The organism is Silvibacterium acidisoli (assembly GCA_022870745.1).
GTDB lineage: Bacteria > Acidobacteriota > Terriglobia > Terriglobales > Acidobacteriaceae > Silvibacterium.
Map to the genome: position 1 here is coordinate 834,262 of CP085323.1, position 22,037 is coordinate 856,298.

Here is a 22,037-nt window from a genome sequence, read left to right on the forward strand (position 1 = left end):
TCTTTTTAGACTCTATGGAAGCACTCTCAATCCGAAAAACAGAAGACGTACGCTGGGACGCAATCAGCCTGGGTGAAGTGATGCTGCGGCTCGATCCAGGCGAAGGGCGCATTCACACGGCCAGACAGTTTGCCGCATGGGAAGGCGGCGGCGAATACAACGTGGCTCGTGGCCTGCGCCGTTGCTTTGGACTGCGCACGGCGATTGTCACCGCGTTTGCAGACAACCCGATCGGTCGATTGATCGAAGACTTCATCCTGCAGGGCGGGGTCGATACTTCGCTGATCCGCTGGGTCGATTACGACGGCATCGGCCGCACGGTCCGCAACGGTTTGAACTTCGTCGAGCGCGGCTTTGGCATACGCGCTGCTGCAGGCTGCTCTGATCGTGGACACACTGCGATCTCGCAGGTGAAGCCTGGCGATTTCGACTTCAGCAATATCTTTGGCGCAAAGAATGGCGCACGCTGGCTGCATACGGGCGGCATCTTTGCAGCGCTGTCCTCTTCGACTCCTGAAGTGGCTTTTGAAGCTCTCGATGCGGCGCGTGCTGCGGGAACGATTACATCCTTCGATCTGAACTATCGGGAATCGCTTTGGAAGTCTATTGGCGGCACTGCGAAAGCTCAGGAAGTCTATCGTGCGCTGGTCGGCAAGGTCGATGTGCTGTTCGGCAATGAAGAGGCTTTTGCCTCGATGCTTGGGATCAGGCCTGACGGCGGGGACGCTGAGACGGATCACCTGGTGCGAAACGAGAACGCGTTCCGGGCAGTGGCTGCTGCTTATCCCAACCTGAAGCTGGTGACGACCACGCTGCGCGCTACGCATTCCGCCTCACGAAATGCCTGGGGAGGCCTCGCGCTTTACCAGGACGAGATGGTTCTGGTGCCGCTGCAGGAGGTCGAAATTCTTGACCGCGTGGGCGGCGGTGACTCGTTTGCATCGGGACTGATCTACGGCCTGCTGAAAGGCGAGTCGATACAGTGGGCACTCGAATGTGGAGTCGCGCACGGTGCGCTTGCGATGACGACGCCCGGCGACAACAGCATGGCAACCCTCGCAGAGGTAAGACGCGTGATGCAGGGCAGCTCGGCTTACATCATCCGATAAACGACAGGAAGAGAAGATGGCAAATCCAGTAATCGAACAAATGAAAAGCGCGGGGCTGATTCCCGTGCTGCGCGGCTCGCAACAGGATGCATACGCCCTGGTGGAAGCAATGGTCGCAGGCGGCATCACGGTGATGGAAGTGACGATGACCGTTCCGGGCGCGGTGGACGTGCTGCGGAAGCTGAAGGACATTTACGGAGACAGGCTTCTGCTTGGCTCCGGCACGGTTACAACAGTCGAGCAGTGCGTGGCCACCATCGAAGCAGGAGCAGAGTTCGTCGTCAGCCCGAGTCTGCACCTCGATGTGATCGCGAAGACGAAGGAACTGGGTAAGGTATCGATGCCGGGCGGACTCACTCCCACAGAGGTAATTACTGCGTGGAACGCGGGTGCAGATTTTGTGAAGATCTTTCCCTGCTCGGCGATGGGCGGCGCGAGCTACCTGAAGGCGTTGAAAGCCCCGTTTCCTCAGCTGAAGTTGATTCCTACCGGCGGCGTTACGGTCGACACTGCTGCTGACTTCATAAGAGCCGGCGCCGAGGCGCTGGGGGTTGGCTCTGATCTTGTGAACGCCGCAGCCGTCAAGAATGGAACACCTGAAATCATCACTAAGACCGCCCGGGCTTACGTTGAGGCGATTGCCAAGGCGCGCGCCTAAGCTTAATACAACTCACGACAATGCCTCCGCAGTGCGTTGCGGGGGCATTTCTGTTTGCCGCCTTTCGCTTTATCCCTTTTCGAGAATCAGCGCCGCCTGCAGCATAGCCTTGGCGTAGGCGATGTCGTAGAGATCACCTGCGTATCCGCCACCGCCAGGATAGCCGGGGATGGGACCCCGCTCGCGATCGTATTCGATGGCTCGCGGGTGTTCGGGGTAGAACTCGCGCGTATACTTCACCCGGACCATTTCGCGCATCACTGCGAGCATGTTCACGTCGCCTTCGTCGATGAAGCCTTCGTCGTACTTCACATACGGTTTTTCGATGTGAGGGTTGCGGTAGTGAATGTGATTGATGCGATCGCGAGAGCCAAAATAACGACAGACTTCTACTGGATCTTCTCCTAGTTCACGTGTCACTCCGCAGTCGAAGGTGATGCCGTTAGCCGGGCTGTTCACGATTTCAATCAGGTGCTTCCATCCGGCGAGGGTCGCCATGATCTGCTCTGAACCGCGGCTTAGCGGCACGGGAGGATCGTTCGGATGTAGTGCGAGGCGCACATTGGCTTTCTCTGCAGTGGGCACAACGGCCTTCAGGAAATAGGTCAGGTTCTCCCACATTTCTTTCGCCGTGTGCGTGCCTTCTTCGGGAAGTGGTGGAAAATTCTTCATCCGGTCATAGTCCATGCCGGTAAGTCCTGCGCCTCCGCGGCCAGTCTGCTCGTAATAGCCTTCCATTGCGCGATGGGCGTAAAAGTTATACTCGACGACCGGGATGCCGACCTTCCCTGCTGCCTGGATCGACAGCCTGACCTTTTCTATCTCTTCATCGCGTCCGGGCTTGCCGTAGATCGTCTTCGGGAAACCGGAGATCATCAGGTTTCCGAGTGTTACGCCGGCAGCTTTCAACTTATCTACGATTGGTTGAAGCTTTTCGGCGCCCCAGGGGATTTCGGGGCCTCCGGCAAGGACGTGGTAGACGCCGATTTGCACGACTCCGCGAATGGCTTTGTCTGTGACTCCATCGCGCAGGCTGATGGCTGTTGCGATTTTGGGGGTGTCTTCGCTCTCCTGCGGCATTCCGTTGCCGAGCCACCAGGGCTTCTTGTCTGCCTGGGCTGTGGCGACAAGCGGCACGAGGGCCGGAGCGAGGACGGAGGAGGCGATGCTTTTGAGGGCACTTCTTCGCGAGAGACTGCGCTTTATCAATGGACACTCCTGCGGTCTCGGATTCTGACACACCAAAGCTCCCTGGTCCAGACTTCTGATTGTCTTATATGGTGAGACCCTCTCTCAGAGTTGAACGGTTAAGGCGTTGACATGACTGTGAGCCACGGCTTAGCTTAGGCCGTCGGCGATTCTTTCGCGGATGCTGCGATGAACGTGTCCTGAGTGGCTCGCTTTGACGGGACAGTGACTTTCTAACGGTTTTTTGCAAAGATCGATCTATTCCGGATTCGATTCAGGCGTACAAACACATCCGCCAGCTTAGAGGCGGCCAGAATATGGGGAAGAACTGCATGAAGAAGCTGTTGGTTGCTGTATTCGCACTCTGCACTCTGCTTGGCGGCTCGAATGCCTGGGCACAGGTGAAGCTCTCAAAAGAACAGATAGTCTTTTATACCTCCGACTGGAAGGGCGACCGCTTTCCGGATGGACGGCCGAAGCTGCCGGATGACCTGCTGAAGCGCGCTCTCGATATGACGATCGAGGACGTGTGGGACTTTCTCCGGTCGCATGGATATCACAACCAGTTTGAGGGTGGATGGCAGGCACTGCACATCGACAAGCCCTTTGCGGGCCGCGCACTGACGGCGCAGTACATGCCGACCCGGCCCGACATGGCCAAGGCTATCGCGGCGGAAGGCAAGTCGGAGGGCCGGGTGAGCGGCACGAACAGCTGGCCGATTGCCGAACTGCAGATTGGCGATGTGTATGTGGCCGATGGATTCGGCAAGATCATCGATGGCACGCTGATCGGCTCGAACCTTGGCAATGGCATCGCGGCGCACACGCATACGGGATTCGTCTTCGATGGCGGCATTCGCGACCAGGAAGAGAATCGCGAGATTCCTAATTTCAACGGCTTTTATCGCGGCTACGATCCTTCGTTCTGGGTGGACATGGAGCTTACCTCGATCAATGCACCGGTGCGCATCGGCCGCGCGGTTGTGTTGCCCGGCGACCTGGTGCTGGCCAAACCGGAGGGTGTGATCTTCATTCCAGCGATCATCGCCGAAGAGGCGATCAGCTCTGCCGAATTCACGGCGCTGCGCGACGAATACAACTTCGAACTGAACAAGAGCGGCGCAAACGGTGGGAAGTTCGAGGGCGGATGGGATGCAAAGAAATTCGATGGTTTCGAGAAGTGGATCAACGCGCATCCGGATAAGGTAAAGATGCCGCGCAAGGAGTTCGACGATCTGCTGGCGAAGGCTCGGGGCGAGAAGAATAACGACTAACCGGATCGCCTCATGAAAAAGGAGCTGCCTGATGGCAGCTCCTTTTTTCTTTGCAGGAAACGCTTACTTAATGACGGCGCAGGCAACGCGTGCACCTGACCCGCCGATGGGCTGCGTCTTGTAATCGTCAGGGCTCGCGTGGATCACGACTGCTGCTCCGTCGGCATCGAGCAGTGCGGGCTTCCCGTTATCACCCTTGAGTGAAACCAGCGTGGAGTAGACTTCGACGGTAGCGCTGCCATCTGCATTCACATACAGGTTGGGAAGATCGCCGGCGTCGTTGGCGTCTGCATTCATGATGCCGTGCACGACCGGGGTTGTGGAGTGAACGTGCGCGCCGGCGCTCTTGAAAGCCGCGTCGCTGCAATCTCCCTTTTCGTGGAAATGCATGCCATGCCATCCAGGCGTGAGACCCTTTGCTTCGACGCGAAGCAGCACGCCTTTGGGCAGACCCGTAACGGTGATGGTTCCGATGGAAGAACCACCTGCATTCTTCAGCTCGCCGGTGTGGGCGTCGGGCGCCTGCGCGGGAAGCGCAGACACGGTTACCAGGGTAAGAGCGACTGCCAGTGTGCCGCGGATCATTGCTTGACCTTTCTGAAACCTTGTATTGACCGGCCTTTATCGATGCTTCCGGAAGACCGGCCTCGCATTGATGATACCTGCAACATGTTGATCCCGGGTTTCGAAACGATCCGGATCCCGGTTGGCCTGGCGGCCGGTGATTGGCCATAGCCTGGGAGACAATTTCTTAGATTGCGCGCCACTTCGCCGGACTTTCGGCACAGCTCTTTCGGAGTATTCGCCGCTCAGCTTTAGTTGTATGTTCGATAACGGCATACGTCGCTACACTTATTACAAATAACAGCCTGATCAATTGAGGAAAGAGCTGGTCGCCAGTTGGCCAAGTCTGCCGCTGGTGTATCCAGGCAGGCCCACGCCGGGCCACCTGTTATCGCGGAGGATAACAGCGGCAGCGACAAAGGGGGCATTGGTTTTTTGGAGTTTCCACACGGACGAGAGCGGCGTCGTGCGGTTGTACACCCATCCGCTTCATAGACACTGATAGACTGCGCCAGCAAGATTGGCGCAGTCTTTTTTTTCTGCCGCACAGCATCTGTTGACAAGGTGTTCGGGGAAACGTATACCCGAATCATTCTTCTTGAGGAGCAGTGCCGCTGTGACGAAAGCACGACTTGGTTTCGCACTCAGCTTTTTTTCTCTCGCCTTTCTCCCTACCCTCACGGCACAGACAACCGCGCGCCTGACAGTCGATACGGCGACAAAGACGGCAGACGTGAGCCCGACACTCTACGGCCTGATGACCGAAGAGATCAATTACTCCTACGACGGTGGGCTGTATGCGGAGATGATCCGCAACCGTGGCTTCAACAATGGCGATTGGCAGCGGCTGGCGCACTGGTCTGTGCTAACACACGGCAACAGCGTCGCGGAAATGACAGCCGATAAAGATAACGGTCCCAGCAAGGCACTCCCGTACAGCCTGCAGGTAAAGGTTAGCGCAGCGTCCGATGGCAATGAGGCCGGTGTTGCGAACGATGGCTACTGGGGCATGGCAGTTCGGCCTTCAACAACTTATACAGGATCGTTCTACGCGAAGGTAAATGGGGTTGGCGACGCCCATGTAAAGCTGGTAGCGAATGACACCGGCATGACGGTGGCCGAAGCAAAGGTTCCGGTGCAGGACGGCGACTGGAAGCAGTACACCTACACGATGAAGTCGACCGCCATGGCCAGGGAGGGCAGCGCGAATCACTTTGAGATCACCTTCGCTCATCCTGGAACAGTCTCGCTGCAACTGGTTTCGCTCTTTCCGCCAACCTACCATGATCGCCTCAATGGCAATCGCCCTGACCTGATGGAAAAGCTCGCGGCGATGCATCCGAGTTTCCTTCGCCTGCCTGGCGGCAACTATCTTGAAGGCGACCACATCAACGAACGCTTCAACTGGAAAGAGACTATTGGACCGCTCGTGGATCGCCCTATGCACCGTTCGCCGTGGGGATATCTTTCAACGGATGGACTGGGATTGCTGGAGTTCTTGGAGTGGTGTGAGGATCTGAAGATCGATCCGGTGCTGGCGGTTTATGCGGGCTACTCGCTGCAGGGTGAGCATGTTGTCGGCAAGGAGCTTGAGCCGTTCGTGCAAGATGCGCTGGACGAAATTGAATACGTAACCGGCGACGTGAACACGAAGTGGGGCGCGGTACGTGCGAAGGATGGGCATCCGGAGCCGTTCAAGCTGCACTACATCGAGATCGGCAATGAGGATCAGTTCGATAAGGCAAAGACGTACGACGAGCGCTACACTGCATTTGAAAAGGCGATTCGCGCGAAGTATCCGCAGTACAAGCTGATCGCGACGACACGGGTGAGCAAAGGTTCACCGGATGCGATCGACGATCATTATTACCAGACGCCGGAAGAGTTCTATGCACTGGTGCACCACTACGACACGATGGATCGCAATGGACCGAAGATCTTCGTAGGTGAGTGGGCTACTCGCACGGGATCACCTACTCCGGACTTTGGCGCTGCGCTGGGTGATGCGGCGTGGATGACAAGCATGGAACGCAACAGCGATCTGATCGTGATGGCGAGCTATGCTCCACTGTTCACCAATGTGAACCCCGGCGGGATGCAGTGGGAGACGGACCTGATTGGCTACGATGCTGCGCGTTCGTACGGATCACCGAGCTACTGGGCGCAGGTGCTTTTTGCTGCGCACCTTGGCAACGAGGTCGTAAAGAGCGGCGCAGAGGGTGTGAATCCGCGCTTTTTCTGGTCCGCAACCGTCTCTACGGATAAGAAGATCCTGCACCTGAAGCTGGTCAACGGTTCGGACGAGCCACAAGCGCTCACGCTCGACCTGAACGGAATAAAAACCGGTAGTGCTGCGATGACCTCACTGCATGCCGCTTCGCGCTGGGCGACCAATTCTATTGAGAAGCCGCATACAATCGAGCCCATTGTGTCGCGGATAAATGTGAGCGGCAAAGAGTGGAAGCACTCAGTAGGCGCTTACACCATCGAGGTGCTTGACGTACCGCTGCAATAGTCTCGACATAGACAAGAAAAAACGGGAGGGACGGCGCCGATTCACCGGATGCTTCCCTCCCGTTTTTTCTGGCGGATGATTCTGATTCTCAGCAGCGAACGATCTTCGGTGAAGCAATTCCCTTCGTGGCATTCCGACTGTCCACGATGAGTTGGGAGCGTTCGACTATGCCCTCATAGTCGTAGTCAGAATGATCGGTCACGATGACGACGCAGTCGTACTTCTCGATATCTTCGAGACCCGAAGAGGTGATGTTCAAGTTGTAGTGACGTCCTTTTCCGACAGCGGGGCAATAGGGATCGTTGTAGAACACCTCTGCACCTTGTGCGCGAAGCATCTCAAAGATGGAGAGCGCAGGAGATTCACGGAGATCGTCGATGTCTTTCTTATAAGCCATCCCCAGCATGAGAATGCGAGATCCATTGACCGCCTTCCTGTGCTGGTTCAGCGCACGAGCAACTGATTGCACGACGTAGGCCGGCATCGCCTCGTTCACTTCACCTGCCAACTCAATGAAGCGCGCGCTGAAGTCATATTCCTTTGCTTTCCAGCTCAGATAGAAGGGGTCGATGGGAATGCAGTGGCCGCCGAGCCCTGGCCCGGGATAGAAGGCGTGGAAGCCAAAAGGCTTGGTCGAAGCGGCGTCAATAACTTCCCAGATATCGATGCCCATACGAAGAGAGAGCAGCTTGAGCTCGTTCACCAGCGCAATATTTACGCAGCGGTAGATGTTCTCAAGGAGCTTGCTCATCTCGGCAACCTGAGTTGAGGAAACACGGACCGCACGATTGAAGATGCGTTCGTAGAGTGTGGCTGCCATGACAGTTGCAATCTCGTCATGACCTCCAACCACCTTGGGAATATCCCTGCGGGCCACGGTGTTGTTTCCCGGATCTTCCCGTTCCGGCGAGAAGGCTACGTAGAACTCTCCCTCTCCTGCTGGGCTACCCGCTATCTTCGCCTTTAGCCCCGAAGGGTTGCCACCTTCAAGAATGGGGATGAGCACCTCTTCGGTTGTTCCAGGAAAAGTCGTGCTCTCGAGAACGACAAGCTGACCTTCGCGAAGCCACGGAGCCACCGACCTGGCTGTGCCTTCGATAAAGCTCAGGTCGGGCTCGCGATGTTCTGTAAGTGGCGTCGGAACGCAGATAATGATCGCATCCTGAGTGGCGAGATGCGAGAAGTCTGCAGTGGCATTGAAGCCCTGCCGTTGAGCGGTCTGAATCTCGGTAGGAGGGATACGAAGGATATAGGACCGGCCATCTTCGAGGCAGCGTACCTTCTCAGCATCGATATCGAAGCCGGTCACTTTGAAGCCGCTCTCTGAGAGCAAGAGGGAGAGAGGAAGGCCTACATATCCCAGGCCGATAACGGCGACGCGGGCTGTTCTGGTTTCGAGGCGATCCAGGCGTGCCTGGGCGATTTGGGTCAGGTCGAGTGTACTTTGCATAGACACACTACGCGTTGCACACTGTGTTCCGAACCCGTCAGCGCAATGCTATGACGCACTTACGCTGAATTTATTAAGCGCTTTTGATCCTCGCGGAAACGCTGCTTTGCGCAAATGTGCAAACTTCAGCACATAACGATTGATGTCGCGTTATATGCAGATCCTGCTTTGACAAAACAGCCGTGATGCACAGCATCACGGCCATAATGAAATCCTCGAGGAAAGTTTGAATGGGGCTGCTTTACTGGGGAGAAGCGGTCAAGCTGGTCGGCGGATTCGGCTGTTTTCCGCCAGAGCTGAATTCGTAAGCGCCACGGTCCCAACCTCCATCCAGTCCCCTGGTGACACCGTTGTAATCGATGTTGTAGGGAGCCGGGAGTGTCTGTCCTGCATCTGTGGCACGAGCAAGCTGATAGTTATGACCGGAGTAGCCTGCGAACAGCCCCGTATCCGTGTAGGTTTGGCCGTTGGCTTCGTCGCAGGCTGTATTGCAAAGATCGTAATCGCTTTGAAGCATGGACCCAGTAGGCGAATTCCAGTAGATATTATTTCGACCGATTGAACCTGCTGCAAAACTGCCCCCATTTGCAGTGTTCATGGTTGCAAATGAGATATTGATGAAGTCGTTGTTATAGACCAGATAAGGCCCGTTGGAATTGCTCTGCGACTCAAGGACTCTTGGATAGCTGCCGCCCATGGGGTCGTGCCAGACGTTTCCGTAGATCGCCCATGAAGAGTTGCAACCTCCGTTTGGACACGCCATGATGCCTTCCACCTGCCAGTTGGTCACTTCGTTGTAGCGGAATGTCGCGTTTGTGGAGTCCTGTTCAGCGATGACGTTGGGATGGCAGTTGGGATTTCCCGGTGTTGAATCGGCACTATCAGCGAAGCGGGTGTGCTCAATGATGAGATTGGAAGAGTGAGCGGCCCAAAGGATAGTGCATGCACCGTGCAGATTGCTGTACTGCACCGTCAGATTTGCCTGCAGATCATAACTCGACCCATTCCAATGATTGAGGTCGATGCTACGAGCGTCGCCATTCTGATTGCATGCTGTCGTTCCACAGGGACCGGCTACTTCGATATACCGGAGGATGACGCCAGCGGTGGGCGCGCTAACGCCAATGGAAGATGGGCTGCCGGAACTATTGGCGAGATTCATGCTGATCCCGTTTGCCACCGCCCCATCAATCGTTACGTAGTTACTGCCCAGCCTGATTCCCGCTACGACAACCTGGGAATCATAGGCAGCGTTCCAGCCTGCAGTAGCTGAGCCGCAGGTCGCGTCCGCTGCGGTAGCCCGGCGGATGGTGATTGGTTTCCCTGAAGCACCGCTGGCAGCCGTTACGATCGAGCCGGAGTAAGTGCCCCCCGCAACGCAGACGACATCGCCTGCGGCCAGTGAGCTCCAGTTAATGCTCGATACGTCCGGCCACGCGCTGGCCCAGGATGTCCCGTTGCCAGTGGTGGCTGCAGAATGGTTGACGAACTTCGTGGCGGCGAACAGCGGCATGGCCGCTGTAGCTGCCCAAACGAAGCAGATTAGCCTTGTGAACTTCATCATTTCAATTCCTTTTCGCGTCGACCAGCCGGTTGCTTCATAGGGAGCGAGCTAGCAGCGGCATGGGGGGATGTCACGTGAAAGTTTCTCTGTCCTGCCTCTGGACAAAACTGCCTATTCTGCAAACTGTAAGGGTCTTTGAAGTAAGGATTGATAACAGGTCAACTCAGTCACCTGCCGGGACACAGCGGCCTTCGGATCGGGTCATCCCTTCACTTCACTTACTTTCGACACAGGAGTGGTTGAGTCGGAGACGAGAATCTCCCGACGCCGATCCATCCAAGGTTCAGCATGAAATGCCTGACCGGACCCATGAAACGAAAGTTCGAAACAGACTAACCCTCGCGTGCTTTTTCCAGCAGGTCCCTACGTAACGCACTGAGTTTGCAGTTTGCAAAAAGCGTATGCACGTATTCAGCCATTCATTGTTACAAATGATGAAGCACACAAGCCCCCTTGATCGGCGAGTTACAGTCGCCGAACAGAATGGCTTTCGTTTTCGTGGTGATTTTGTCGCGTAGAAACTACGGGTAACGTGGTAATTTTTTCGCTAACAGGTTCGATCCACTTTAAATATCTCGGCGTTGTGATTTTCTAACTAGTCCGAAATTAAGTTGGCTTGATTCGCATCAAGATCGACGACTCAGATCAAGTCGCCCCCATTAGGCATTTTCGGCTGCAGCTGGAAGACTCCACTCGAACACCTTCGGCTCGGATGGACCTGCATCGTCAAAGGTGTGAAGCGCTGCCCGGGTCACGTCTGGCATCACGCGGTTCAGGTACTCCTGGAGCGCTTCGCGGCTGCCATATTGAGCAATGACGTAAGCGAGCATCTCTTCAAGACTCAACTTTCTCGCATCGGCTACAATCGCGGGAGTTGCAGCTGTCTCCATGACTCCAATGAACTTCTCACTGTAGGCTACAGCCACTGTTGGCACAGATTGCGAGATCGCGGCGATGCACGCATGCATCCTCGAGCCGATGAAGAACTCGCAACGACCAATGATTTCCTTGATCTCGCCCTGATCGTACTCTCCACGCAACAAACCCAGCCGACCGGGATATTTCTCCGCGCAGGCTTGATACACCGCCTCGCAGGCCAGCACGTCGCTTTCTGAATCTTTTTTAGTCCCAAATACATGAGGGATGAGCAGAACTGATGCTCCCCGTTTCATCAAAAGGTGAATGATCTTGTGAATGAACTCGGGATAATCCAGCTGAAGGCCAAACATGTTTGCACGGTTGTAGCCGCCCATGTAGAGCAAGCCGCTGACGTTAAGACCTACAGGCTGCTTCGCGGATAGATCCAATCCGCCATCAACCTTCATGCTCAAGGATGCTACCGGCTCGAGAGCAAAACCAACGTCATAGCGAAAAGATGCTTTGGGTACGGAACGTTTGCCTGCGTACAGCTGCTCAAGCGCTGCAATGCTGCGATAGTCTCGCGCATAAATACGGTCCGCGCGACATGCAATGAACGATGTGACTACCCGGGCTACCCTACCGCGGAATGGCCCATAGGTCTGCGGAAGGAGAATAAGTTTTTTGCCCGCAAGGATGATGAGAATTTGCGGTAAGGCTACATAGAAGAATCGCCGGATGCCATATATGTCGCTGAAGCTGTCGCCGCCTGCAATGGAAGCGAAGAGATCGCAAGAGATGATTGCTTGTATCGTTGGATGGCGAGACGACAGCGACTCCCGCAATGCGCGCAGAGGAATCAACCTGTAGAGCAGCAGACATGCAATCAACACGACGATGTTGTTCCACAGGAACAGCGTCTTCGAGAACCTCATATTGTGTAGAGGAACTTCGATGGCCTCGCCGTCAAGCCGCATACTGCGCTTCGAGGAGACTCGTGCGTAGTCGAGGATAAATATGTCAGCAGTAGGCCACTGCCGATGTATGCACCGTATCGCTCCCGCAGCGAGCGCGCCAACTCCCATGTTTCCGGTTTCAAAACTTGCCCCGATCAGGCCGATACTGTGTACATTCGGATCATCTGCCACGACTTGACCTCCCCTTCCGCATTATTTTTATCTCGTTCCCGCTTTCAAACGTCTTGACCGCCTGATCACAAACAGCAGGAGGAGCCCACCAGTGAAGAGGATGGCCAGAGCGATGAAGCGACGCTCGACAACAGCCTCCACGCCGGCGATGCCTTGCTTGTAGTAGAGATCCTGAATTCTGCGGCCGAAGCGGCTGCGCGATAACTGCATGTCGCGAAAATCTGAAAGACGGCGATCCAGATTGATCAGGAATGATTTTTTTGAGACATCAACAGAGCCCGGCCGACGGTCGCCGTAATAAGACACATCCACTGTTCGCTCTTCACGCGGTCCCAGTGTTACATCGAATCCGATCTGACCTGGCTGCTTCCGAAGCGGGATACTGATGCCGTTCAACAGAACTGAAGGACTTGCATCCAATGGCACATTCGGTCTGAAAAGATGAAAGGTCACGGGGCGATCGGCGGGATTCACCAGCCGCACGTTCTGCGACAGGAGACACACATCGTAGTCCCCGTCATCTCTGATTCGCTCCAGATACAGGCGATGAACGATATCTCCGAGGCTCCGCCAATGTATGCCAGGATTGAGCTGATTCACAGCTTCAGCGGTACTGCTGAATTCTCCAATGCCCTTCTCAAAATATTCCTGGTGGATATAGAAGAGCTGAGGGTTACCGAGAAAAGCGTTGATGGCGATGTTTGGCATCGAGACCGGCACCTCGGCCGACACTCTCTTCACGCTCAGGAATCCATTGAAGGAGAGTGTCCAGGGACGAAGCGTATACAGCAAGTCGCTGGGCATGCTGGACCCTAGGGGAATGTTTTCCGAATTTACAGTCGCCCAGAATCCTGCCTTCTCAAGAAGGGCAAAGGTTTCCGCAGGAGCGATGGCGTGGGGAAAGACCATCACTTTGTCATAGGGAATACCTGTCTTTTTCTCAAACTGATCCATGCGGGCGATGGATTGCTGTATGTTCTCCGCCTGCAAAGCGAGTGGCTGCGAATTATAGGCACCAAACTCGCGGTGGTTATGGTTATTGCCGTGAACAGCAATCGAAAACATGTCAGGGTGGTCGAGGATAAGATGGCTGACCTGCGGCTGACTTCTATCGAAGTTCCACGGGACGAATGCGATAGTTGTGTGGAAGTGATGCTGCTGCATCTCCCGCAGGAGTGCTGAGTACTCGAGATTGCCATAAGGTTCCGTCAGCCACGGGTCATCAATTGTGAGGTTTGCATCCTGCTCGGGAATTTGCCATGCTCTTTCTCCTGCAATCGAGCGGAGAAAGATAAGAGGCGAAGAGAGGAGCGAAAAGGTCTGCTGTAGCTGGGCTGCACTTCCCGCCACGACGGTGCCTGTTGTTTTCATCGGCGCAGCCACGAACACAGACCGGCCATCAACGATCATGCTCACCAGCTCGGGGAATATTGTCTCTCCACTTCGGACGGAAGCAAGAAGAGTGACGGACGGCTCTTGCGCAACCTCCAGGGCACATAAGGGTGTATCGATACTTCTGGTGGCGACTCCGTCGAGCGAATGTAGCAGTTTGCTCTTCCCCGAGAAAAGAATCTCCCACTGGCGGCTCTCGCCGGGTATGCTGCCGCAACCGATGACGCGATTTCCCGTGATTGTGGCGAGAAGTCCCTTCTCCTTGCCGGCCTCCGACGCGACCACCATCAACGGCATATGAATCTGTTGCGATGCGTGGAGAACTTCAGTGATTGCTCTGCTGTCCAGCAGGTTCAGAGCTTCGCTATCGATTACGAGGCCGAGAAGATTCGGCTCTTTCATTGCGCGTCGCAGTCGCGGACTGTCAAGGGATCCAGAAATTGCAACAGTGTCGATATCTATTCCATAGAATCTGCCTGCCAACTGGAAGCGCCGCTCCAAATCTCCATCCGGTCCGGATTTCTTCACGATCAACACACTGGACGCCATAGCGGTGGCGCAAAGCGCCATGCACAGGAGAGCGCAAGCCACGATCCGCCGCGTTGCCGGTCCGAAAACACCTGGCATCACCTTTAGATATCCCTTTCGAGCTTGATTCATGCAGGCAGAACCTCGTATTCGAACAGCACTTCTTCTTCCGATTCCGCTTCGAGCAGCATGGGCGTGTCTTCCTCTTCGGGAAGGCAGCGCGAGTAAGCAAAGGTCATTGCGATGACGATCCACAACATGTATCCGTTCTGCCCCCACGAATACATTCCTACGCTGTACATCTGGAAATAGAAGACGACTAGATTCACAAAAAATAAGAGGCTTAGCTCGCCTTCAGGACGTGGGAGCTTCCTGGAGTCACGAAACGCGCGCCAGAGGGGACGGAAGAGGAGCATGATCATGACCGACAGCCCCACAAAGCCGGTCTCGATCATCAATTCTGCCCAGGAACTGTCGCAACTCAGGAAGAGATGAGGCTTTCCAAGAAAATCACCTTCGAGCTGGAGATCATAAAAAGTTTCGAGACCGTAACCCCAGAGCGCACGAGATGGCGTCTCCAGCAACTTTTCTCTAACTGCATGTTGCAGTGCATAACGATATTGATACGAGGTCCCCGTGCTCGTATTCATATCGAAGGAGTTGTCATATATCCCCTTGACTGTGTCCCAGATTCCCGGACGAATGATCACCGCAGCAACAGACAGCAAGATGATTGCAAAAATGTACCGCCTGATCTTTCCTCGCGATAATAGTGCGAGCAGCAGGCAACTCAGTATTACGTCGAGCCAGGGGCCTCGGCTGCTGGTTTTATAGATATTCAGGAACATGAGAAAAAGCCCAATCCAAAGCAGCCTGCGGGTCCATCGCTTCTCCGTCACAGTCAGAAGATAGAGATCCATCGTGATCGCCATGGATAGAGCAGCGCCAAACAGGATGGGATGGTCAAAGGTAGACTGCACCCTGACTTCCCTGTCGGTCTCGGCGTTCATATCGAAGTGGTGCCCGGTTTTTGGGAAGTACTCGAGGACATTGTCGGCGCCATAAGCCTCGAAGGCACCGAAAGAGGAACAGACGATCAGGGCAAGCACCATAGCAAACAGGATCCTGCGAATTGTTTCCCGCCTGGTGAGCGTCTTCCAGTACACGAAATAAAGGATGTAATATTCGGCGATGACCGAAGCAGCCTTCTTGATGCTCATCACCACCTCTACAGAATTCGCTGTGGAAAGAGCACACCATGCGATATGGACGGCGATGAGGAACTTGAGCGGCATCGGCATTTCCACATTCGACTCGAGCTGCCGGCGGCCAACAGATAGATAGAGGACGAGCAGGATCATAATCACAAGCCGCTGCGTTGTGAGCTCGCAAAAGCCCAGAGGAATGCTCGACTCTAGCGGTACAGCAACCATGATGAAAGCAGCAAGCGGCAAAGCAGCTTCGAGCCCAGAGGCGATCGCGACCCGGGTGAGAGCGATGATAACGATGAGATCGATCAGAAGAACTAAAACCACGTTTCACTCACTCCCGAGCTACATGTGCAGACTGTTACGGCTGGGGATTATGGTTTGTGTTGACATACGGGAGCGCAGCATCCTGGGTAGACATGCGCTGAGCAATCGAGATAACTGCTGACTCCGCCTTGCGTGACGGAATGCGGCCGAGGTTGGACGCGGATCCTTGCGGATGTATGCGGTACTTACACCTAAGGCAAAGCTCCATGCATTCAAAGGGTTTTGAATCGCAATTTTGAGAACCTTCAATACGATAAAGACAGGATGACTCCAAGTCAGGTACTCGGCTCTTCCCCGCTCACGATAGATGCGCGCAGCGCGGATGCCCACTCCCGTGGGCCTTCGGTGGATCACCGATATGTCGGCAAAGCTGCGGGTTTTCCAGCCAGACGTCCATGCCCATACCTCATCGGTCGTGTCCCACCCTATCTCTGTCCCCAGGCCGCCTAACTCGGCAAAACATGCCCGCCGATACATTTTGACGGCACCCCGGACGTGATACTCCGGGGCCTTTTCTGCAATGCGCCTACCGTTCTTTTCCACGTAAAGACAACCGCCGGCAATCCCCAATGCGGGGTCGCGATCGAACTCCTGCAGAATTCGCGCAAAGTAGTCAGGTTCAAAGAGCAGATCCGCGTCAAAGCGTGCGATGTAATCGAAGTCAGCAGGATTGATCTTCGCAAGGGCGACAACTATCGCTCCTTCACCGCCCGGCTTTCGCTCACTCCGTGCAGGCAGCCGTAAAAGCTCGATGAATGGAAAACGCCCGCAATAATCCTGCACGATATCCGGGGTATTATCAGTGGACCCGTCATCAACAATGACCCAGACCTCGGGCCGGATTTGCTGATCGAGGATGGATTCAATCATCCCCCTGATGAACTTCTCTTCATCCTTGAGCGGAGTGACAAGAGCGATTCTTGGATTCATTGAGAAGCTCCTCTACTGTATGACGCTGGATAGCCAGGCACGTCGATGGTTCTCTGCTATCTGCTGGAGGCGGTATTGAGTCCGACCGCCCATCGAAAGATATGCAGCCATTTTTCAAGGCTGAAGTTTCGAGCAACGGCCCGATTCGCAAGGCTGCGGAAGGGCATCGTGCAAACGATAATCAGCACGCGAATCCCTGCAGCCAGGGCCATGCTGCATCGATAACATGCGGAGTAAAGATGTCCCCTGGTCGCACGGAAATATTGGAGGGTCGCTTGCTGCTGCCGTAGATTTGCGAAGTAGCGGCCCTGCACCGCAGAGCTTTTTCCTCCGTGGTGAACTACTTCGCAATCGTTGAGATAGAGAAGAGAGAATCCTGCCTGAGAGATTCTTTGGCAGAGATCGATGTCCTCAACGTACATGAAATACTGCGAGTCAAACCCCTTTACGACTGACCATGCTTCTCGTGTCACCATTAGGCAAGCTCCGGAGATAGCATCCACATGACTGGGCTCGCGGGAGTCGGCGAAGAGCACCGCGATACCCCACAGCTTGGAGTTGGGCCACTTTCTGCGAAGAAACTCCGAGTCAAGAAGCTGGTTGAGAATGGTGGGATAGGCCTGGACGGAGCTCATCTGAAGAGAGCCATCGCTGTTCAACAATCTGACGCCAACCGCCCCGACATTGCTCCGAGATTCGGCAGCTTCGATCATGCGGGAGAATACATCGTCGTGGATTTCTGTATCGGGATTGAGAAACAGGAGCGCTCTTCCCTTAGACAGATCCGCGCCCAGGTTGCATGCCCTGGCGAATCCGATGTTCTGGTCGCTGCAATGCAGGATCACTTGGGGGAATGAACTGTGCACAAGTTCGCTGCAGCTGTTATCCCGGGAACAGTTGTCGATCACGATTACTTCAAACGTGAGCTTCGCAGTCTCACGGTAGATGGACAAGAGACACTGACGAAGGTAGTCCGTTGAATTCCAATTTACGATGATGATTGATAGATCCATCTCGTTCGCCTGTTCGCACCCGTTCGAAGTTGTATCAAGTCTGAGTCCCGGCATCAGGCCTGGCCTGCGATTACAGCGCGGCTCTTTTTGATGGACAACCTGCCAAGCCGTTTGTAGATTGCCTGGGGACCGCGGATCCAGTCATATGCACCTTCCAACTTTGCCTTAAACAACCTGAGATCATCATGCTGATTCATGGGCAGGCGGGGTAGGAAATACTGATCGCAGGAGCGCGCGCCGCGACCAACGATGGTTGTCAGGCCGTATGTGTAGCCGGCTTGCTGTACAGAGTGACGCAGGCTACTGCGAAAGGACGGATCCTCTTCAGGAAATGCGTAAGGATAACTGATTGTTCTAACAGGCCGGCCAAGCTTATCCTCGATCGTCCATTTCGACTGCTCCAGTTCGCGACGCACGTTTGCTTCAGAAAGTGAATGAAGCTTGGGATGGCTTACGGTATGCGATCCTACATCGATTCCTGACTGCGCCGCTTCTCTTATCTCCGGCCATGTCATGAATTTTGTATTGCCGAAGTGGTGGGGATGCCCGTCTGCGATACCTGTAACGACGAACAGGGTGGCGTTGAGGCCGCACTTCTGCAGAATGGGCATCGCTTCAGTGTAGAAATCCCTGCAGCCATCATCAAAGGTAATGACTACCGTTCGCGAGCACTCGTTGCCATCAGCCAGCATTTGCAACGCGACCGGGACACTTAACGCCCTGTAACCCTGGTCTCGAAGGTACTGCATGTGCGAAGCGAATACAGCGGCAGAGGTGCTTGTCTCAAAGTAGGGATGACGATCTCCGAGTTGATCAGAAATCCCGTGGTACATAAGCATAGGGATTCTCGCAGAGATATTTACGCGGAAAGCGCGATGTAGTGGCTCAACGACATTTATAGTCAAGAGCCGGTCTGCACGAACATCAGGCATCGGGGCCAATTCCTAGGGTTATGACGTGACGCCGGCTTCCTTGGAAACCAGGCCTGCAGGGCTGGAAAGGTTATCGATCAACTGGAGATAGATTTTCTGCTTCTGTGCCCATCCGTTTGAGCGCATGTATGCCAGGGCATTTTGCGCCAGTAACTTTCTAAGTTCGGGATCATGGCGAAGCTGGCGGATCGCCACCGCAAGATCCCGCGGGTCTTCCGAAGTGAAGAAACGCACACGCGATGCATCGTGATAGAAGGTGTCTACCCTGGTCCTCGATGCGATGACGGGAACGCCTATGGCCATGAACTCCATAATCTTGGTGCTCATGGCTTCGTTTCCAAAATCTGAGCTGGCCTTCTTCGGCACCACCGCGACATCAGACAGCGCCATGATGTCTGCAATCTGATCGCATGGCAGAAAATCATGGAATATAACCACTCCGCCCAAGCCTAGGCTTTCACTTAAGACCATGAGCGAAGGCTTGCTGGGGCCTTCACCGTAGATGTGAAATTCCAATTCTGGCATCTCCGCTTTGAGCAACGCCATTGCATGGACCGCCACATCTACGCCCTGGTGCGCATTGAGGGTTCCAGGGTATGTAATGCGAAACTTATTCGGATCGGTGACGACATCCCGGGGAAAGAACAGCTCATCGTCGGGATAGTTGATGATCGTGGTGCATTGGTCTTTCTCAACCGATCGATTGACGAGGCGAGGCTGCCAGAGGTCGTTTGCGATTATCACGTGATCGGAAAACCATGCTGAAGCTCGCTCAGCGAGAAGCATGGCACGATATTTCAACGACTGCTTGGGAACGCCGAACTTGCTTGCGAAGAACTCCGGCAGGATGTCGTGGATGTCCAGGATGACCCTGGCGCCGAAGATTTTGGGAACTATCGCCGCGAAAACGAGGACATCTGGCACAGAATGTACGTGAATGACGTCGTAAGCCTTATCGAAGTAGCGCGCCGTCAGAGCGAAGAATGAGACTGCCATAAATCGCATGATGCGAGCCGCGTATTTCAGGGCACCTCGCTCATTTCTTTCTCGTCCCTGCACGCGATACACGTTGACTCCATCGATCACTTCGAAAGCAGGCGCGCCGCTTCGTCGTAACGCAATGACATCCACCGTGTCACCACGCTCTCTCAGAGACTTCGCATAACGAAGGATGCGCATGTCACTTTCGTAAAAGGAGTACGCAAGCATGCATACCTTCATCTCAAGCCCTCTTCATACGTAATGAGATTTGACTCAAATAGAACTGCTGATTTCACGATTGGGCGGTGAGCCCGGCTTTTGGACGCCGTACATACAACCGGCGTTTGACGATTCTTCTTGCTGTTCCGAGAAGGGTTCGCAACTTCACCCGAAACGGAAGCTGCAGCCAGCTATGCAGGAGTGAGAAACCTTTGAAGTCAGGGTAAGGAATGCCAAATATTCTCAACGCCGCGAGGCGGCCGAACAACTCCCTGCGCCTTTGCAACAGGTTTACCTGCGCAGACATTACATGGCTCGCCTCGGCGGGCCAGAGCACGACGTATCCGGCTGCGATGGCATCTCTCAGAATTCTCTTCCCTCTAGCTGTGCGTACGATAACGAGCGACAGGCCGGGATTTTCCTTGCCACCTTTGTCATGCCAGGCGTCCCCACATGAGATGTCCGCCATTCTTCCCAAGCCATCGGGGCAGAGGTTGCAACGGAGAGGCCGATACTTTGTGAGCGCACCCCATGATTCTTCGTAGGACAAAGACGCCTCCGCAGGCGCGCTGCCGTATTGCACGCTGAATCTGCCGGGCCATCCGTTGCCCCTATAACGGAGGGACGTTATTTGAGATGGCAACACATTCAGGGATTGGGCTACTTCAAGCGTGCCCTGCGTGCTTGGAGTTCCAGCACAAAAAAAGGAAAGAACCAGACCCAGCTTTTTATCGAGACCAGGATTTTCTTTTCGCAAGGCCGAGACTGCAGCGACATCACAGGGCTTTCCTATGAAGACACACGGGCTCTCGCTTTCTTCCACCGCCTTCAGCCCTTCGCAGGGCGAGGCCGGGGAATAACGCGAACCAGCCCGCTCCAATAGTTCTCGGCGGCTGCGGCTCTTTACTGTGCGGTTTTCCCAGGGCTTTTCTTTATCCGTTCCAGTGTGGAGGACAAAGTCCATGCCTTCGTACTCAAGGCAATAGAGCGACAACGCGGACAGGATTCCCCCGGAGGATGCCTTGAAGCGGATTGCGGGGTCGCTTGCATAGCCTTCCCATATCTCGAGCGCATTGCCAAAGGAGTGTTCGGCTTCCGTCGCCGGCGAAGGTGCGACTGCTGCAACGTCCACACTATACCCGGGACAGATGTCGAGACACTTCCTGCACTCTCCACAGCCGGGTGACTTGAAGACAGGACGAATTCCAGATGACTCGATGTTGACGAGCGTCACCGCACCTTTCGGACACGCGAAATAACACGCGCCGCAACCAGTGCAAAGATCCCACGCCACGACGTCCGCCAGGCTTCTGATCGCGGTCATTGCATCCTCCCCGCGGCTTCGGCGGCGATTGGAATACACCCTCTATCTCCGCCTTGCTCAAGCGAGGACGCGTATCTCTTATACCTCTCTGAAAGCAGAACGAACCGGTCTTTCTCCAGTGCAGCAACATCGGTGAATCGCTGTGCGGTCTGCGTCTGGACGGTGAATCCCTGCGGACGTCTCAGTACGTCGACAAACGCGCCATAGCTGCCGCTATTGTGAATGAATTGGTCTCGGTTCTGCATCGCGACCTCTATCGCGTTCTCCGTCAGCTTGTAATGGAGAAGAATCGCAGACACATCCGCCAACCGGGCATCGTTCACCATGTGGACATGAGGAAATAGCGTTACAGCCTGCGGAAAAAAAAGGGGGTGTTTCGTGAGGAGGCAGTTGCTGCCATACAGGGTTCTGCGAATGCCGCCCCAGAACAACTCGGCGCCTGGGCTGTCCAAGGTGTTTCCTGCCCCATGCTCACGCGTTATTTCCGAAGTTGCGTAATCGGTTCGGGTAACACCCGAGATGTCATAGAACGGATAGAGCCGTTTGAGATCTCTTTGACGCCCGGCGGACCCGGTCGGTGGTGCATCTGCAAACATATCAAGCATCTGAGCGAACACCGCCGTATATTGATTTGCATTCAGATAGGACAGAAACCCGCGCAGATCGATCGAACTCGAGAAGGGATAGTCGAAAAGTTCGTCGATGTCTGCGTCCAGACACCATCCGCCGGGACCGGACTGCTCGGCGAGATACATTTTGAAATACCTCTGATTCGAACTGACGGGCAGAGTCGATCTTGAAACGCTTGTGTTTTCGTAAGACATTGCGATAGGGACCGTCTGATCCGAGGAGCCG

At 54.9% G+C, this 22,037-nt stretch carries 17 protein-coding genes; 4 read left to right on the top strand and 13 right to left on the bottom strand.

The window, feature by feature from the left end; genetic code table 11:
• Positions 1 to 14 precede the first annotated feature (14 nt).
• Positions 15 to 1,109, top strand: a complete 1,095-nt coding sequence (locus LJD29_RS03505; protein WP_446744373.1) for a sugar kinase — start codon at positions 15 to 17, stop codon at positions 1,107 to 1,109.
• Positions 1,110 to 1,125: 16 nt separating this feature from the next.
• A complete protein-coding gene (locus LJD29_RS03510) occupies positions 1,126 to 1,767 on the top strand; it encodes a bifunctional 4-hydroxy-2-oxoglutarate aldolase/2-dehydro-3-deoxy-phosphogluconate aldolase (RefSeq protein ID WP_446744374.1) in 642 nt (213 codons plus the stop codon).
• A gap of 69 nt (positions 1,768 to 1,836) precedes the next feature.
• On the opposite strand, the gene LJD29_RS03515 is transcribed toward LJD29_RS03510, so the two are convergent.
• Positions 1,837 to 2,976 (bottom strand): mannonate dehydratase, encoded by a 1,140-nt coding sequence (locus LJD29_RS03515; RefSeq protein WP_446744375.1) that lies wholly within the window; start codon positions 2,974 to 2,976, stop codon positions 1,837 to 1,839.
• 311 nt (positions 2,977 to 3,287) lie between these two features.
• Between LJD29_RS03515 and LJD29_RS03520 the strand changes: the two genes are divergently transcribed.
• Positions 3,288 to 4,229: an RraA family protein gene (locus LJD29_RS03520; RefSeq protein WP_446744376.1), complete on the top strand. Its 942-nt coding sequence runs from the start codon at positions 3,288 to 3,290 to the stop codon at positions 4,227 to 4,229.
• A 63-nt stretch (positions 4,230 to 4,292) separates the two neighbouring features.
• Here the strand turns inward: LJD29_RS03520 and sodC are convergent, their stop codons facing one another.
• Positions 4,293 to 4,814 carry a superoxide dismutase[Cu-Zn] gene (gene sodC, locus LJD29_RS03525; protein ID WP_446744377.1) on the bottom strand — a complete coding sequence of 174 codons (522 nt, stop codon included), beginning with the start codon at positions 4,812 to 4,814 and terminating at the stop codon, positions 4,293 to 4,295.
• 595 nt (positions 4,815 to 5,409) lie between these two features.
• On the opposite strand from sodC, the gene LJD29_RS03530 reads away from it, so the two are divergent.
• Positions 5,410 to 7,308 carry an alpha-L-arabinofuranosidase family protein gene (locus LJD29_RS03530; RefSeq protein ID WP_446744378.1) on the top strand — a complete coding sequence of 633 codons (1,899 nt, stop codon included), beginning with the start codon at positions 5,410 to 5,412 and terminating at the stop codon, positions 7,306 to 7,308.
• Between the two features lie 88 nt (positions 7,309 to 7,396).
• On the opposite strand, the gene LJD29_RS03535 is transcribed toward LJD29_RS03530, so the two are convergent.
• From LJD29_RS03535 to LJD29_RS03585, 11 genes are all read right to left on the bottom strand, one after another.
• Positions 7,397 to 8,758, bottom strand: coding sequence for a nucleotide sugar dehydrogenase (locus LJD29_RS03535; RefSeq protein WP_446744379.1), 1,362 nt, complete (start codon positions 8,756 to 8,758; stop codon positions 7,397 to 7,399).
• A 241-nt stretch (positions 8,759 to 8,999) separates the two neighbouring features.
• On the bottom strand, positions 9,000 to 10,322 hold the full coding sequence (locus LJD29_RS03540) for a hypothetical protein (RefSeq protein WP_446744380.1): 1,323 nt from the start codon (positions 10,320 to 10,322) through the stop codon (positions 9,000 to 9,002).
• 659 nt (positions 10,323 to 10,981) lie between these two features.
• The gene (locus tag LJD29_RS03545; RefSeq protein ID WP_446744381.1) at positions 10,982 to 12,328 is read right to left on the bottom strand and encodes a polysaccharide pyruvyl transferase family protein; all 1,347 of its coding nucleotides are present in this window, start codon (positions 12,326 to 12,328) and stop codon (positions 10,982 to 10,984) included.
• Positions 12,329 to 12,355: 27 nt separating this feature from the next.
• Entirely contained in the window at positions 12,356 to 14,122 is a 1,767-nt protein-coding gene (locus LJD29_RS03550; RefSeq protein ID WP_446744382.1) for a hypothetical protein, read from the bottom strand.
• 254 nt (positions 14,123 to 14,376) lie between these two features.
• Complete coding sequence (locus LJD29_RS03555) at positions 14,377 to 15,783, bottom strand: O-antigen ligase family protein (protein ID WP_446744383.1); 1,407 nt, start codon at positions 15,781 to 15,783, stop codon at positions 14,377 to 14,379.
• Between the two features lie 18 nt (positions 15,784 to 15,801).
• Positions 15,802 to 16,713, bottom strand: a complete 912-nt coding sequence (locus tag LJD29_RS03560) for a glycosyltransferase family 2 protein (RefSeq protein ID WP_446744384.1) — start codon at positions 16,711 to 16,713, stop codon at positions 15,802 to 15,804.
• 56 nt (positions 16,714 to 16,769) lie between these two features.
• Positions 16,770 to 17,780, bottom strand: a complete 1,011-nt coding sequence (locus LJD29_RS03565) for a glycosyltransferase family 2 protein (RefSeq protein WP_446744385.1) — start codon at positions 17,778 to 17,780, stop codon at positions 16,770 to 16,772.
• On the bottom strand, positions 17,780 to 18,658 hold the full coding sequence (locus LJD29_RS03570; RefSeq protein WP_446744386.1) for a polysaccharide deacetylase family protein: 879 nt from the start codon (positions 18,656 to 18,658) through the stop codon (positions 17,780 to 17,782). The genes LJD29_RS03565 and LJD29_RS03570 overlap by 1 nt, the downstream gene beginning before the upstream one ends.
• A gap of 18 nt (positions 18,659 to 18,676) precedes the next feature.
• Positions 18,677 to 19,837, bottom strand: coding sequence for a glycosyltransferase family 4 protein (locus tag LJD29_RS03575; RefSeq protein ID WP_446744387.1), 1,161 nt, complete (start codon positions 19,835 to 19,837; stop codon positions 18,677 to 18,679).
• Between the two features lie 94 nt (positions 19,838 to 19,931).
• Positions 19,932 to 21,221 (bottom strand): Coenzyme F420 hydrogenase/dehydrogenase, beta subunit C-terminal domain, encoded by a 1,290-nt coding sequence (locus LJD29_RS03580; RefSeq protein WP_446744388.1) that lies wholly within the window; start codon positions 21,219 to 21,221, stop codon positions 19,932 to 19,934.
• Positions 21,179 to 21,937: a hypothetical protein gene (locus LJD29_RS03585; RefSeq protein WP_512701060.1), complete on the bottom strand. Its 759-nt coding sequence runs from the start codon at positions 21,935 to 21,937 to the stop codon at positions 21,179 to 21,181. The genes LJD29_RS03580 and LJD29_RS03585 overlap by 43 nt, the downstream gene beginning before the upstream one ends.
• Positions 21,938 to 22,037: the final 100 nt, after the last annotated feature.

Coding starts and splice junctions, on each gene's coding strand:
- LJD29_RS03560 (WP_446744384.1), bottom strand. CDS start 16,713: ATGAATCCAAGAATCGCTCTTGTCACTCCGCTCAAGGATGAAGAGAAG.
- LJD29_RS03540 (WP_446744380.1), bottom strand. CDS start 10,322: ATGATGAAGTTCACAAGGCTAATCTGCTTCGTTTGGGCAGCTACAGCG.
- LJD29_RS03535 (WP_446744379.1), bottom strand. CDS start 8,758: ATGCAAAGTACACTCGACCTGACCCAAATCGCCCAGGCACGCCTGGAT.
- LJD29_RS03565 (WP_446744385.1), bottom strand. CDS start 17,780: ATGCCGGGACTCAGACTTGATACAACTTCGAACGGGTGCGAACAGGCG.
- sodC (WP_446744377.1), bottom strand. CDS start 4,814: ATGATCCGCGGCACACTGGCAGTCGCTCTTACCCTGGTAACCGTGTCT.
- LJD29_RS03520 (WP_446744376.1), top strand. CDS start 3,288: ATGAAGAAGCTGTTGGTTGCTGTATTCGCACTCTGCACTCTGCTTGGC.
- LJD29_RS03575 (WP_446744387.1), bottom strand. CDS start 19,837: ATGCGCATCCTTCGTTATGCGAAGTCTCTGAGAGAGCGTGGTGACACG.
- LJD29_RS03585 (WP_512701060.1), bottom strand. CDS start 21,937: ATGTATCTCGCCGAGCAGTCCGGTCCCGGCGGATGGTGTCTGGACGCA.
- LJD29_RS03505 (WP_446744373.1), top strand. CDS start 15: ATGGAAGCACTCTCAATCCGAAAAACAGAAGACGTACGCTGGGACGCA.
- LJD29_RS03550 (WP_446744382.1), bottom strand. CDS start 14,122: ATGAAAGAGCCGAATCTTCTCGGCCTCGTAATCGATAGCGAAGCTCTG.
- LJD29_RS03570 (WP_446744386.1), bottom strand. CDS start 18,658: ATGCCTGATGTTCGTGCAGACCGGCTCTTGACTATAAATGTCGTTGAG.
- LJD29_RS03510 (WP_446744374.1), top strand. CDS start 1,126: ATGGCAAATCCAGTAATCGAACAAATGAAAAGCGCGGGGCTGATTCCC.